The following is a 14,301-nucleotide window of genomic DNA, read 5'->3' on the forward strand; positions in this document are numbered from 1 at the left end:
TTGGCGGGGCACGCAATCAAGGCCTCGGCCTTGAGGGGGAGGAACCATGGCGGACAGCATCGGGCCCGGCTCCGACGAGGACGACCAGGAAGTCGTCGGGGCCGGTGCGGACACGGAAGGGCGACGCGACGAGCCCATCCGGGTCCTCGTGGTGGACGACCACGCCCTCTTCCGTCGCGGGCTGGAGATCGTCCTCGCCCAGGAGGAGGACATCCAGGTCGTGGGGGAGGCCGGGGACGGCGCGGAGGCGGTGGACAAGGCCGCCGACCTGCTGCCCGACATCGTGCTGATGGACGTACGGATGCCCAAGCGCGGCGGAATCGAGGCCTGTACCTCCATCAAGGAGGTGGCCCCCAGCGCGAAGATCATCATGCTGACGATCAGCGATGAGGAGGCAGACCTCTACGACGCGATCAAGGCCGGTGCCACCGGGTACCTGCTCAAGGAGATCTCCACCGACGAGGTGGCCACCGCCATCCGCGCGGTCGCCGACGGCCAGTCGCAGATCAGCCCGTCGATGGCGTCCAAACTGCTCACCGAGTTCAAATCGATGATCCAGCGCACCGACGAGCGCCGGCTGGTGCCCGCACCCCGGCTCACCGACCGTGAGCTGGAGGTTCTCAAGCTCGTGGCCACGGGCATGAACAACCGCGATATCGCCAAGGAGCTCTTCATCAGCGAGAACACGGTGAAGAACCACGTCCGCAACATCCTGGAGAAGCTGCAGCTGCACTCCCGGATGGAGGCGGTGGTCTACGCGATGCGGGAAAAGATCCTCGAGATCAGGTAGCGAGGGCCCCGGCCAGCGGAGCGGCGAGCTCCGGCGGTGCGACCCGCTCGATGCGCACCGTGTCGCAGCCCACCCACGCGGCCGCCTCCAGCAGCGCCTCAGCCATGGGGCGTACGGCCTTGGGCCCCTCCAGCGACAGCTGCCGCGCCACCAGCACCGTCCCCTCCCGCGCGGGGTCCACCCGGCCCAGCAGCCTGCCGCCGGAGAGCAGCGGCATCGCGAAGTAGCCGTGCACCCGCTTCGGCTTCGGGACATAGGCCTCCAGCCGGTGGGTGAAGCCGAAGATCCGTTCCGTACGCCGCCGGTCCCAGATCAGCGAGTCGAACGGGGAGAGCAGGGTTGTACGGTGCCGCGGCCGCTTCACCGACGCTGCGTCCGCCAGTACCGCCGGATCCGCCCATGCTTCCCCCGCCGTCCTTCCGGCGGTCCGCCGCGGACCGCCGCTCCCGCCCCGGCTCGCCGGCTTTCCCCATCCCTCCACGACCACCGGCACCAACCCGGAGTCGGCAATCACGGCGTCCACCTGTTCGCCCTTGAGCCGGTGGTAGTCCGCGAGGTCCCTCCGGGTGGCGACTCCCATCGCCGCCCCCGCCTGGGCGACCAGCCGGCGGGTGCATTCGAGATCGTCCAGATCGTCATGGAGCAGCCGGTCGGGGACGGCACGCTCCGCCAGGTCGTAGACCCGCTTCCAGCCGCGCCGCTCGGTGCAGACCACCTCACCGGTGTCCAGCAGCCACTCCACGGCGATCTTCGTCTCGGACCAGTCGTACCAGGGGCCGCCGTTCTTGGCGCCGCCCAGTTCCGAGGCCGTCAGCGGACCGTCGGCCTTCAAGCGGTCGCGCACCGCGGCGCACGAGCTCCCGGAATCCTCCATCACATGCCAGCGGTGGCCCTTGGCGCGGCAGGCCCGGCGGCGGAAGGCGAAGTGCGGCCACTCCTCGATCGGCAGGATGCAGGCCGCGTGCGACCAGTACTCGAAGGAATGCGTATCGGTCCAGTACGCCGCCTCGACCGCCGGGCGGCCCACCGCGCCGAGCCGCGCGTACGGCACGAGCTCGTGCGACCGCGCCAGCACCGAGATCGTGTCCAGCTGTATCGCACCCAGATGGCGCAGCACTCCCCGCACACCGGCCCGCCGGTCCGGTGCGCCCAGCAGCCCCTGGGCACGCAGGGCGATACGCCGTGCCTCGTCGGCGGACAGTGCGGTGCTCGGCCTCGGCAGCGTGGTCATGAGCCGCACCCTAGAGGCCGGCACTGACAACAGCGCCGCGGCGGCGGATCTCCGCAGCCGACGGCCTTGCGGCGTTCCGGGGCTCCCGGCCGGTCGGGAGCCGGCGTGGCCACGGCCGCAGCGGCGCTGAGGGTGCGCTGACGGGCGTGGCGGTGCGGCGTGCGCGGGCGCGCATGGGTGGCCACGGGCGCGTGCAGGGCCGGCCGGGCGGGGAGTCGCGCAGGGAGTCGGATGCCGCGTCCGTCCCCACCTGTGCTGCGGCGTGTCGTGTGGCCGGACCCGTCCCACGACGGCGGGCACAGGGCGGGACGGACTCCTCCGCGGGGCACGTTCCGGCCCGCCCGCTCGTTCTTCGTACGGGTGACACCGGTCCTTCGGGATGACGGACCTCCCGAGGCGGCGGGGTCCTGTCTTACGATGGCCGTTGCGGCGGGGCCTGACCCTGCTGTGCCCGCGCACCTCCCCGGCCTCAGGCCGGGGCACCCCCAGTGCCAGGCCCGACCGGCAAGGAGACCAACCTACGTGTCCGTCTTCAACAAGCTCATGCGTGCAGGCGAAGGCAAGATCCTGCGCAAGCTGCACCGCATCGCGGGCCAGGTCAACTCCATCGAAGAGGACTTCGTCAACCTCTCCGACGCCGAGCTGAGGGCACTCACCGACGAGTACAAGCAGCGGTACGCCGACGGTGAGAGCCTGGATGACCTGCTCCCCGAGGCGTTCGCGACCGTCCGTGAGGCCGCAAAGCGTGTGCTCGGCCAGCGCCACTACGACGTCCAGCTGATGGGCGGCGCGGCGCTTCACATGGGCTACGTCGCCGAGATGCGCACCGGTGAGGGCAAGACCCTCGTAGGCACCCTCCCCGCCTACCTCAACGCGCTGTCCGGCGACGGCGTACATCTGATCACGGTGAACGACTACCTCGCCGAGCGCGACTCGGAGTGGATGGGCCGGGTGCACAAGTTCCTGGGCCTGGAGGTCGGCTGCATTCTGGCCAACATGACCCCGGCCCAGCGCCGTGAGCAGTACGCCTGCGACGTCACCTACGGCACCAACAACGAGTTCGGCTTCGACTACCTCCGCGACAACATGGCGTGGTCGAAGGACGAACTGGTCCAGCGCGGCCACAATTTCGCGATCGTCGACGAGGTCGACTCGATCCTCGTCGACGAGGCCCGTACGCCGTTGATCATCTCCGGTCCCGCCGACCAGGCCACGAAGTGGTACGGCGATTTCGCCAAGCTGGTCACCCGGCTGACCAAGGGTGAGGCCGCCAACCCGCAGAAGGGCCTGGACGAGACCGGCGACTACGAGGTCGACGAGAAGAAGCGCACGGTCGCGATCCACGAGTCCGGCGTGAGCAAGGTCGAGGACTGGCTGGGCATCGAGAACCTGTACGAGTCGGTGAACACCCCGCTCGTGGGCTACCTCAACAACGCCATCAAGGCCAAGGAGCTCTTCAAGAAGGACAAGGACTACGTCGTCATGGACGGCGAAGTCATGATCGTCGACGAGCACACCGGCCGTATCCTCGCCGGCCGCCGCTACAACGAGGGCATGCACCAGGCGATCGAGGCGAAGGAAGGGGTGGACATCAAGGACGAGAACCAGACCCTCGCCACGATCACCCTGCAGAACTTCTTCCGCCTCTACGGCAAGCTCTCCGGAATGACCGGTACGGCCATGACCGAGGCCGCCGAGTTCCACCAGATCTACAAGCTCGGTGTCGTCCCGATCCCGACCCACCGCGACGTCCAGCGTCTCGACCAGTCGGACCTGATCTACCGCACCGAGCCGGCGAAGTTCGCGGCGGTCGTCGAGGACATCGCCGAGAAGCACAAGAAGGGCCAGCCGGTCCTGGTCGGTACGACCTCCGTCGAGAAGTCGGAGTACCTGTCCAACCAGCTCGCCAAGCGCGGTGTGCCGCACGAGGTGCTCAACGCCAAGCAGCACGACCGGGAGGCGACGATCGTCGCCCAGGCCGGCCGCAAGGGGGCCGTGACCGTCGCCACGAACATGGCCGGCCGCGGTACGGACATCAAGCTCGGCGGCAACCCGGACGACCTGGCGGAGGCGGAGCTGCGCCAGCGCGGCCTGGACCCGCTGGAGCACCCGGAGGAGTGGGCCGCGGCGCTGCCCGCCGCCCTCGAGAAGGCCGAGTCGGCGGTCAAGGCCGAGCACGACGAGGTCACGGAGCTCGGCGGCCTCTATGTGCTGGGCACCGAGCGCCACGAGTCGCGCCGTATCGACAACCAGCTGCGCGGCCGCTCCGGCCGTCAGGGCGACCCGGGCGAGTCCCGCTTCTACCTGTCGCTGGGCGATGACCTGATGCGCCTGTTCAAGGCCCAGATGGTCGAGCGCGTGATGGCGATGGCGAACGTCCCGGACGATGTGCCGATCGAGAACAAGATGGTCACGCGTGCCATCGCTTCGGCACAGTCCCAGGTCGAGCAGCAGAACTTCGAGACCCGTAAGAACGTCCTGAAGTACGACGAGGTCCTCAACCGGCAGCGCGAGGTCATCTACGGCGAGCGCCGCCGCGTCCTGGAGGGCGAGGACCTGCACGAGCAGGTCCGGCACTTCATGGACGACACCATCGACGCCTACATCCAGGCCGAGACCGCCGAGGGCTTCGCCGAGGAGTGGGACCTCGACCGGCTGTGGGGCGCGTTCAAGCAGCTCTACCCGGTGAAGGTCACCGTCGAGGAGCTGGAGGACGCGGCGGGCGACCGGGCCGGTATCACCGCCGAGTTCATCGCGGAGTCGATCAAGGACGATATCCACGAGCAGTACGACGAGCGGGAGAAGGAGCTCGGCTCGGAGATCATGCGTGAGCTGGAGCGGCGCGTGGTTCTCTCGGTCCTGGACCGCAAGTGGCGCGAGCACCTCTATGAGATGGACTACCTCCAGGAGGGCATCGGGCTGCGCGCGATGGCCCAGAAGGACCCGCTGGTCGAGTACCAGCGGGAGGGCTTCGACATGTTCCAGGCCATGATGGAGGGCATCAAGGAGGAGTCGGTCGGCTATCTGTTCAACCTGGAGGTCCAGGTCGAGCAGCAGGTCGAGGAGGTCCCGGTCACGGAGGCCGCCGAGAAGACGACGCTGGAGAAGGCTCCCGAGGACGCCGTTCCGGCTGCCGCCGTGGCCCGCCCCGAGATCCGCGCCAAGGGCCTCGACGCCCCGCAGCGGCCCGACCGGCTGCACTTCTCCGCCCCGAAGGTGGACGGCGAGGGCGACATCGTCGAGGGCGACTTCGTCAGCGACGACGGCCCGACCCGCTCCGAGGCGGACGGGATGACCCGCGCCGAGCGCCGCAAGGCCCAGAAGGCCTCCGGCCGCCGCCGTAAGAAGTAGCCGCCGCAGGGCAGCAGCAGCTCAGTGGCCCAGGGGCCGGGGAGCTCCTGAGCGCGAGGCGTCGCATGTATACGGGCCGGGGGACGGGCATCGCAAGGTGCCCGGCCCCCGGCCATCGTATGAGGTGCTCGCCGGCCCGGGCGCTCGCCGGCCCGGGCGCTCGCCGGCCCGGGCCCTCACGGCGTGCAGCGCCGCCGGTCGTTCCCCGGGCGGTGCCGTCAGTCACCGGTGCTGAGGCCGGAACGCCCCGCCCAGCTCCACCGCGGAGCAGCGCCAGCGCTCGTCGCGCCCCTGCTCCAGCCGGAAGGCCAGGGCCCGCACCCGGTCGCCGTACACGATCCGGGCGAACGCCTCGATGACGCCCGGCTCCGGCCGGTACTCGTCACAGCGGCCGACGACGGGGGCGTAGCGGACCGCGCCCGCGGCGGGCGGCCGCAGGGGCGCCAGCGGTGCGAGCAGGACCAGTTGGTCGTACGCGGCGCCCCGGGTGTATCCGAGCATCCAGTGGACGGGCTTCTGGCCGCTCAGGGTCAGCAGCAGCCGGTTGGCGAACCAGTACCGGGGCTGACGCTCCAGCTCCCGCCGCCGCAGTACCGCCGCGGCGGTGGCCGTGGGCGTACCGGGCCTCCGTGAGTCGCGTCGGTTCGGCGGTACGGTGCGGGCGCTTGCGGCGCCGCGGCCCGGCCCCCGGCGGCCGAGCGTACGGCTGTCGGTGCCGCGGCCGGAGATCCGGCTCCTCGTGTGGTCCATGCGCTGTTGCCCCCGGCAGTGTTGGGCCCGGCGTGGATACCGGGCGGTAACTTCGCTGCCAAGACTTCTAACGGGGGCGACTTCCGGCCTGCAAGAACGGACCCAGAGGCCGGAAGTCGTCCTGCGGTTTCACCTATCCGGGTGATGCGGGGCCGAGGACGGTCCCCTCCGGCGGGAGCGCCGCCTCCAGAGGCCGTCCGGAGGGCCGCCGGTCCGCGGGACGGGCGGGCCGAGCCGGGGCCCGTACACCCCGAAGGGGGACTCGCGCCCGTATGCTGGCGGAACGTTCACCACGTTCCCGTGCCTTCAGGAAAGCGGCAGCCATGCGCGTCTACGTCCCCACGACCCTTCCCGGACTCGCAGCGGCGCACAAGGCGGGGGAGCTGGGGCCCGGTCCGGTGGACGCCTTCGCCGTCACCCCCGCGCTGCGCGAGTGGTACGTGTCGGACGACATCGAGGAGCTCGAGTACGCGGCGCTCAGCCGGGCCGCTCAGGCATCGCTGCGGCTGCTCGCCACGGATCCGCAGGCCCCGCGCCGCCGGGTCGTCGTGGCCCTGGATGTCCCTGACGGCGAGGCTGTCGCGGACCCGGACCGGGGGCTGGACCCCTCCGCCCTCGGTGCGGTGCGGATCGCCCGGCCGGTCGCCCTGGCCAAGGCGGCCGCCGTGCACCTCGACTCCGGTGACGCCGAGCCGGATGTCGCGGCCGCGGCGGCGGCGCTCGGGGCCGCGGATCTCGGGGACGACGACGCCCAGTTCACGGTGGACGGCGCCGAGGACCACGAACTGCTCTGGTACGCCACCCAGGAGATCCCGAACATCATCGCCTGAGCAGGCAGCAGGCAGCAGGCAGCAGGCAGCAGGCAGCAGGCAGCAGGCAGCAGGCAGCAGGCAGCGGGAAGCGGGAAGCGGGAAGCGGGCAGGGCCCTCCGCCTCGGCCCGGCGGGCGGCCGGTCCGGCCCGCCGCCGAACCGGCCGACGGGAATGTCGGACTCACTGGGTACCGTCTTGGGCATGGGGAAGCACGGCACGCATATCGTCTGGGACTGGAACGGCACCCTCTTCCATGACATCGACGCGGTCATCGAGGCGACCAACGCGTCATTCGCCGAGATCGGGTTGCCGTCGATCACCCTCGCCCGCTACCGGGACCTGTACTGCGTACCGGTACCGCGCTTCTACGAGCGGTTGATGGGGCGGCTGCCGACCGATGAGGAGTGGGAGGTCATGGACGAGGCCTTCCACCGCCACTACCGGACCCGGGCGGAGAGTGCGGCCCTCACCGTCGGCGCCAAGGAGCTGCTGGCGGACCGGCAGGCCGCCGGGCTCACCCAGTCGCTCTGCTCCCTGGCCCCGCACGAGCATCTGATACCGATCGTGCGCACCCACGGCATCGAGGAGCTCTTCGTCCGGGTCGACGGGCGGATCGGGCCCTCGCACACCGGGAAGGCCGAGCACATGGCGCGCCATCTCGCCGCTCTCGACGGCGCCGTCCGGGGGGACCGGGTCGTCGTCATCGGCGACGCGGTGGACGACGCCATCGCGGCTGAGCATGTGGGGGCCCGGGCGGTGCTCTACACGGGCGGCTCGCACAGCCGCGCCAGCCTGGAGACGGCGGGTGTGCCGGTGGTCGACAGCCTTGCGGAGGCCGTCGAGGCCGCCGAGTCCCTGTACGGCTGAGCAGCCCTCGCCACCGTCACCAGCCGGGCCGCGGCCGCGCAGCCGAAGGCCGCCCGTGTCCGAAGCCGCCCACGTCCGATCGTGCGTGTCCCGGCCGGTGACCGAAGCCGCGCCCGCCGCCGGAGCGGAGTGGATCCGGCACCGGACCCGCGCCGGGACCCGTTGACCCACAGCCCCGCCCGGCCCCAGCCGGGCGGGGCCGGAAGCGACGGCCCCGCGCCCCGGCCCAGGCCGGGCCGGTTCACACCGTCGGGGCCTTGGTGCGCAGCACGTTCAGGAACTCGCGCATCCAGGCCGGGTGGTCCGGCCAGACGCGGGAGGAGACCAGCGTGCCGTCGACCACCGCTTCCGAGTCCTGGAAGGAGGCACCCGCCGTCTGCATGTCCAGCTCCAGCGCCGGATAGGCGGTCACCCGCCGTCCGCTCAGCCCGTCGATGGCCGCCGTGAGCAGCGGCCCGTGACAGATCTGCGCCACCGGCTTGTCGGAGTCGAAGAAGGCCTTGAGGACCTTGCGCAGTTCGGGATCGTTGCGGAGGTACTCCGGTGCGCGGCCTCCGGGGATCACCAGCGCCACGTACTGGCTCGGTTCGACCTCGGAGAAGGCGAGGTCGGCGGGCCAGGTGTAGCCGGGCTTCTCGGTGTAGGTGTCGAAGCCCTCCTCGAAGTCGTGCACGACGAACCGCAGCTTCTTGCGGCTGGGAGCCGCGATGTGCACCTCGTACCCCTCCTCGAGCAGCCGCTGGTACGGGTAGAGCACCTCCAGGGATTCCGCCGCGTCACCGGTCACGATCAGGATCTTGGCCGCCATGACTCCCACCTCCGCGCTGTCCGATTCGTTCCCCACACGCCCAACCTGCACCGCGGACGTGGGTTTGCCAAGGGGGTCCACGTCGCTGTCCAGAACGTCAAACTTCGAGGCCGGGTTTTGTACACAAACGGCTCATGACGGCTCCCCCCGGAGGGGCGATAGCCTTGACCCGTGATCAGCGCGATATGCCTTCCTCCCCCCGTATCGGGGAGGAGGGGCCCCCGCAGGGGCAGCGAAGCCCCTGCCGTACGCCCGGTGTGCCACCGTGCCCGGGCCATCGCTGATCCCTTCGGCCGGAAGCACACGGAGAAAATCGCCGATACCCGCCCGGTCATCTCTCATCGAGGCATAGCGTCGACTCCGACAGGACATCCCGTGTCGCGGCGCGATACCCATTTCGCCACCTACGTCACGCAACGGCGCGCGACAGGAGCCAGAGGACATGCAGACCAAGCTGGACGAAGCCAAAGCCGAGCTGCTCGCACGGGCCGCCCGGGAAGCTGAGAACAGCCCGGCCGGGGGTCAACAACCGGTTCAGGGCCTCACATCGGAGGCCCTCTCCGCCTACCTCCAGCGCTACTACCTCCACACGGCTCCGGAGGACCTCGCCGACCGCGAGCCGGTCGATCTGCTGGGCGCGGCGCTCTCCCACTACCGGCTGGCGGAGTACCGCCCCCAGGGCACCGCGAACGTCCGGGTGTACACCCCGACCGTCGAGGAGAACGGCTGGACCTGCACCCACACCGTCGTCGAGGTCGTGACCGACGACATGCCCTTCCTCGTGGACTCCGTCACCAACGAGCTGTCCCGCCAGGGCCGCGGCATCCATGTCGTGATCCACCCCCAGATGGTCGTCCGCCGCGATGTCACCGGGAAGCTGATCGAGGTTCTCGACTCCAGCCGTGACATCCACTCCGACCGCGCCGCCGCCGAGCTGCCGCACGACGCGTACACCGAGTCCTGGATCCACGTCGAGATCGACCGCGAGACCGACCGCGCCGACCTCAAGCAGATGACCGCCGATCTGCTCCGCGTCCTCTCGGACGTCCGGGAGGCCGTCGAGGACTGGGAGAAGATGCGCGACGCCGCGCTGCGCATCGCCGACTCGCTCCCCGGCGAGCCGCAGGCCGCCGACCTGCCCGAGCAGGATGTCGAGGAGGCCCGTGAGCTGCTGCGCTGGCTCTCCGACGACCACTTCACCTTCCTCGGCTTCCGCGAGTATCAGCTGACGACCGAGGCCACCGACGGCGCGCAGGAGGATGTGCTCACCGCCGTCCCCGGCACCGGGCTGGGAATACTGCGCTCGGACCCCTCCCACAAGGGCACCGACGGCCACCCGGTGTCTCCCTCCTTCAACCGGCTGCCGGCCGATGCCCGCGCCAAGGCCCGTGAGCACAAGCTGCTGGTCCTGACCAAGGCCAACAGCCGCGCCACCGTGCACCGGCCCTCGTACCTCGACTACGTCGGCGTCAAGAAGTTCGACGAGCAGGGCAATGTCGTGGGCGAGCGCCGCTTCCTCGGCCTGTTCTCCTCGGCCGCGTACACCGAGTCGGTCCGCCGTGTCCCGGTGGTGCGCCGCAAGGTCGCGGAGGTGCTGTCGACCGCCGGCTTCTCCCCGGACAGCCACGACGGACGCGACCTGCTCCAGATCCTGGAGACCTACCCTCGCGACGAGCTGTTCCAGACCCCGGTCGACAAGCTGCGCGAGATCGTGATCAACGTCCTCTATCTGCAGGAGCGGCGGCGGCTGCGGCTGTTCCTGCGCCAGGAGGAGTACGGCCGCTACTACTCCGCCCTGGTCTATCTGCCGCGGGACCGCTTCAACACCACCGTCCGGCACCGGCTGACCAACATCCTCAAGGAGGAGCTCGGCGGCTCCAGTGTCGACTTCACCGCCTGGAACACCGAGTCGGTGCTCTCCCGGCTGCACTTCGTCGTGCGTGTCGAGCCGGGCACCGAGCTGCCCGACCTCACGGAAGCCGATGTCGAGCGCATCGAGGCCCGGCTCGCCGAGGCCGCCCGCTCCTGGGAGGACGGCTTCGCCGAGGCCCTCAACGCCGAGGTCGGGGAGGAACGCGCCGCCGAGCTGATGCGGCGCTACGCCAACGCCTTCGAGGAGGGCTTCAAGGCGGACCACTCCCCGCGCGCCGCGGTCTCCGACCTCCAGCATCTGGACCAGCTCACCCCGGCGGGCGGCGACCACGACTTCGAGCTCAGCCTGTACGAGCCGGTCGGCGCGGCCCCCGGTGAGCGCCGCTTCAAGATCTACCGCACCGGCGAGCAGGTCTCCCTCTCCGCGGTGCTGCCGGTCCTCAGCCGGCTCGGTGTGGAGGTCGTGGACGAGCGGCCGTACGAGCTGCGCTGCGCCGACCGCACCTCCGCCTGGATCTACGACTTCGGGCTGCGGATGCCCACCCCGACGCAGAACGGCGGCGACTATCTCGCCGATGACGCCCGCGCGCGCTTCCAGGACGCGTTCGCCGCCGTCTGGACCGGCAAGGCGGAGAACGACAACTTCAACTCGCTGGTGCTGCGCGCCGGCCTCACCTGGCGCCAGGCGATGGTGCTGCGGGCCTACGCGAAGTATCTGCGGCAGGCCGGTTCCACCTTCAGCCAGGACTACATGGAGGACACCCTCCGTACCAACGTCCACACCACGCGGCTGCTGGTGAACCTCTTCGAGGCCCGGATGTCGCCCGAGCGGCAGCGGGCCGGTGTGGAGCTGACCGACGCGCTGCTGGAGGAGCTGGACGCGGCCCTGGACCAGGTGGCCAGCCTGGACGAGGACCGGATCCTGCGGTCGTTCCTCACCGTCATCAAGGCCACGCTGCGCACCAACTACTTCCAGCTGGGCGACAAGAGCGGACAGCCGCACAACTACCTCTCGATGAAGCTGGACCCGCAGGCCATCCCGGACCTGCCCGCGCCGCGCCCGGCGTACGAGATCTGGGTGTACTCACCCCGGGTCGAGGGCGTCCACCTGCGCTTCGGCAAGGTCGCGCGTGGCGGGCTGCGCTGGTCCGACCGGCGGGAGGACTTCCGTACGGAGATCCTCGGCCTGGTCAAGGCGCAGATGGTCAAGAACACCGTGATCGTGCCCGTCGGCGCGAAGGGCGGATTCGTCGGCAAGCAGCTGCCGGATCCGTCCCTGGACCGTGACGCCTGGCTGGCGGAGGGCATCGCCTGCTACAAGACCTTCATCTCGGGACTGCTCGACATCACCGACAACCTGGTCGGTGGCGAGGTCGTGCACCCCAGGGACGTCGTCCGCCACGACCAGGACGACACCTACCTCGTCGTCGCCGCCGACAAGGGCACCGCGACCTTCTCCGACATCGCCAACGAGGTCGCCATCGCGTACGGCTTCTGGCTCGGCGACGCGTTCGCCTCCGGCGGTTCGGCGGGGTACGACCACAAGGGCATGGGCATCACCGCCCGCGGCGCCTGGGAGTCGGTCGAGCGGCACTTCCGTGAGCTCGGGCACGACACCCAGACCCAGGACTTCACCGTCGTCGGCGTCGGCGACATGTCCGGTGACGTGTTCGGCAACGGCATGCTGCTCTCCGAGCACATCCGGCTGGTCGCCGCCTTCGACCACCGGCACATCTTCATCGACCCGGAGCCGGACGCGGCCGTCTCCTACGCCGAGCGGCGCCGTCTGTTCGAGCTGCCGCGCAGCTCCTGGGCCGACTACGACACCGACCTGCTCTCGCCCGGCGGCGGTGTCCATCCGCGGTCGGCCAAGGCCATCCCGATCAACGCGCAGATCCGTGCGGCCCTGGGGATCGAGGGGCGCGTCACCAAGATGACGCCGGCCGATCTGATGAAGGCCATCCTCCACGCCCCGGTCGACCTGCTGTGGAACGGCGGCATCGGCACCTACGTCAAGGCCTCGGCCGAGACGCACGCGGATGCCGGTGACAAGGCCAACGACGCCATCCGGGTGGACGGCCAGGACCTGCGGGTCAAGGTCGTCGGAGAGGGCGGCAACCTGGGCCTGACCCAGCGCGGCCGGATCGATTTCGCCCTGTCCGGCGGTCCTGACGGCAGGGGCGGCAAGATCAACACCGATGCGATCGACAACAGCGCCGGGGTGGACACCTCCGACCACGAGGTGAACATCAAGATCCTGCTCAACAAGGTCGTCGAGGACGGCGACATGACCGTCAAGCAGCGCAACCAGCTGCTGGCGGAGATGACCGACGAGGTCGGCACGCTCGTGCTGCGCAACAACTACGCGCAGAACGTCGCCCTCGCCAACGCCGTCTCCCAGGCGCCCAGCCTGCTCCACGCCCACCAGCGCTTCATGCGCCGGCTCGAGCGCGAGGGCCGCCTCGACCGCCAGCTGGAGTTCCTGCCGACCGACCGGCAGATCCGGGAGCGGCTGAACGCGGGCCGGGGTCTCACCCAGCCGGAGCTGGCGGTGCTCCTGGCGTACCTCAAGATCACGGTCGCCGAGGAGCTGATCACCACCGACCTGCCGGACGACCCGTATCTGCGGCAGCTGCTGCACGCGTACTTCCCGAAGGCGCTGAACGACCGGTTCGTCGAGCACATCGACAACCACGCGCTGCGCCGGGAGCTCGTGACCACGGTCCTGGTCAACGACACGGTCAACAGCTCCGGTACGACCTTCCTGCACCGGATGCGGGAGGAGACCGGGGCCTCGACCGAAGAAGTGGTGCGCGCCCAGACCGCGGCCCGCGCGATCTTCGAACTCGGCCAGGTCTGGGACGAGGTCGAAGCACTCGACAACAAGGTCCCCGCGGAGGTGCAGACCCGCATCCGGCTGCATGCGCGGCGGCTCGTCGAGCGCGGTACGCGCTGGCTGCTCAACAACCGCCCGCAGCCGCTCGGGCTGGCCGAGAACGTCCAGTTCTTCGGTGAGCGGGTCAGCGGGGTCTGGGCCCAGCTCCCCAAGCTGCTCAAGGGCTCCGACCTGGAGTGGTACCAGGCGATCTTCGACGAGCTGACCGAGTCCGGTGTGCCGGGCGAACTGGCGCAGCGCGTCGCCGGGTTCTCCTCCGCCTTCCCGACGCTCGACATCGTCGCGATCGCGGACCGCACGGGCAAGGCGCCGCTGGATGTCGCCGAGGTCTACTACGACCTGGCCGACCGGCTGCGGGTCAGCCAGCTGATGGACCGGATCATCGAACTGCCACGCTCCGACCGCTGGCAGTCGATGGCCCGTGCCGCCATCCGCGAGGACCTGTACGCCGCGCACGCCGCCCTCACCGCGGACGTGCTGGCCGCGGGCAACGGCAGCTCGACACCGGAGCAGCGGTTCGGGGCGTGGGAGCAGAGGAACGCGGCGATCCTGGGGCGTGCCCGCGCCACCCTGGAGGAGATCCAGAACTCGGACGACTTCGACCTGGCGAACCTCTCGGTGGCCATGCGGACGATGCGGACGCTGCTGCGCACGCATCATTGAGCTGCTGCCCGGACCGTCGCTGACGGTTCGTCCGACCATTCGACGGTTCGAACGCCGCTGCCCCGGAGCGCTGCATCAGCTCCGGGGCAGCGGCGTTCCGTCGTCCCGGTGCTCCGGCCGGTCCGGCTGGTGGGCTGCGGCGGTGCCTCAGCCCACCAGCCGGACCTCGAGGGCGTCGGGTCCCGGTCCGCTCCGCGGCCCCGGGAGCGCGGCTGCCGCCTTGCGCGGTGACGGCGCGGGGGTGCGCGCGGCGAGCGGTAC

General features: G+C 70.3%; 8 protein-coding genes. 5 read left to right on the forward strand and 3 right to left on the reverse strand.

Going from position 1 to position 14,301, the window contains the following annotated elements:
- Window positions 1-46 precede the first annotated feature (46 nt).
- Window positions 47-790 carry a response regulator gene (locus ACTWQE_RS25985; protein ID WP_443331472.1) on the forward strand — a complete coding sequence of 248 codons (744 nt, stop codon included), beginning with the start codon at window positions 47-49 and terminating at the stop codon, window positions 788-790.
- On the opposite strand, the gene ACTWQE_RS25990 is transcribed toward ACTWQE_RS25985, so the two are convergent.
- Window positions 783-2,021, reverse strand: coding sequence for a winged helix-turn-helix domain-containing protein (locus tag ACTWQE_RS25990; RefSeq protein WP_443331473.1), 1,239 nt, complete (start codon window positions 2,019-2,021; stop codon window positions 783-785). The two genes, ACTWQE_RS25985 and ACTWQE_RS25990, sit on opposite strands and share 8 nt — an antisense overlap.
- Before the next feature lie 522 nt (window positions 2,022-2,543).
- On the opposite strand from ACTWQE_RS25990, the gene secA reads away from it, so the two are divergent.
- On the forward strand, window positions 2,544-5,372 hold the full coding sequence (gene secA, locus ACTWQE_RS25995; RefSeq protein WP_443331474.1) for a preprotein translocase subunit SecA: 2,829 nt from the start codon (window positions 2,544-2,546) through the stop codon (window positions 5,370-5,372).
- 222 nt (window positions 5,373-5,594) lie between these two features.
- On the opposite strand, the gene ACTWQE_RS26000 is transcribed toward secA, so the two are convergent.
- A complete protein-coding gene (locus ACTWQE_RS26000) occupies window positions 5,595-6,122 on the reverse strand; it encodes an Rv3235 family protein (protein WP_443331475.1) in 528 nt (175 codons plus the stop codon).
- 323 nt (window positions 6,123-6,445) lie between these two features.
- Between ACTWQE_RS26000 and ACTWQE_RS26005 the strand changes: the two genes are divergently transcribed.
- The gene (locus ACTWQE_RS26005) at window positions 6,446-6,952 is read left to right on the forward strand and encodes a DUF6912 family protein (protein ID WP_443331476.1); all 507 of its coding nucleotides are present in this window, start codon (window positions 6,446-6,448) and stop codon (window positions 6,950-6,952) included.
- 183 nt (window positions 6,953-7,135) lie between these two features.
- Window positions 7,136-7,801 carry an HAD family hydrolase gene (locus tag ACTWQE_RS26010; protein WP_443331477.1) on the forward strand — a complete coding sequence of 222 codons (666 nt, stop codon included), beginning with the start codon at window positions 7,136-7,138 and terminating at the stop codon, window positions 7,799-7,801.
- Window positions 7,802-8,042: 241 nt separating this feature from the next.
- Here the strand turns inward: ACTWQE_RS26010 and ACTWQE_RS26015 are convergent, their stop codons facing one another.
- Complete coding sequence (locus ACTWQE_RS26015; RefSeq protein WP_443331478.1) at window positions 8,043-8,609, reverse strand: DJ-1/PfpI family protein; 567 nt, start codon at window positions 8,607-8,609, stop codon at window positions 8,043-8,045.
- Window positions 8,610-9,051: 442 nt separating this feature from the next.
- Here ACTWQE_RS26015 and ACTWQE_RS26020 point away from each other — a divergent pair, with 442 nt between their 5' ends.
- Complete coding sequence (locus tag ACTWQE_RS26020) at window positions 9,052-14,040, forward strand: NAD-glutamate dehydrogenase (protein WP_443331479.1); 4,989 nt, start codon at window positions 9,052-9,054, stop codon at window positions 14,038-14,040.
- The last annotated feature ends 261 nt before the right edge of the window (window positions 14,041-14,301 follow it).

The organism is Streptomyces sp. 8N706 (genome assembly GCF_052245415.1).
GTDB lineage: Bacteria > Actinomycetota > Actinomycetes > Streptomycetales > Streptomycetaceae > Streptomyces.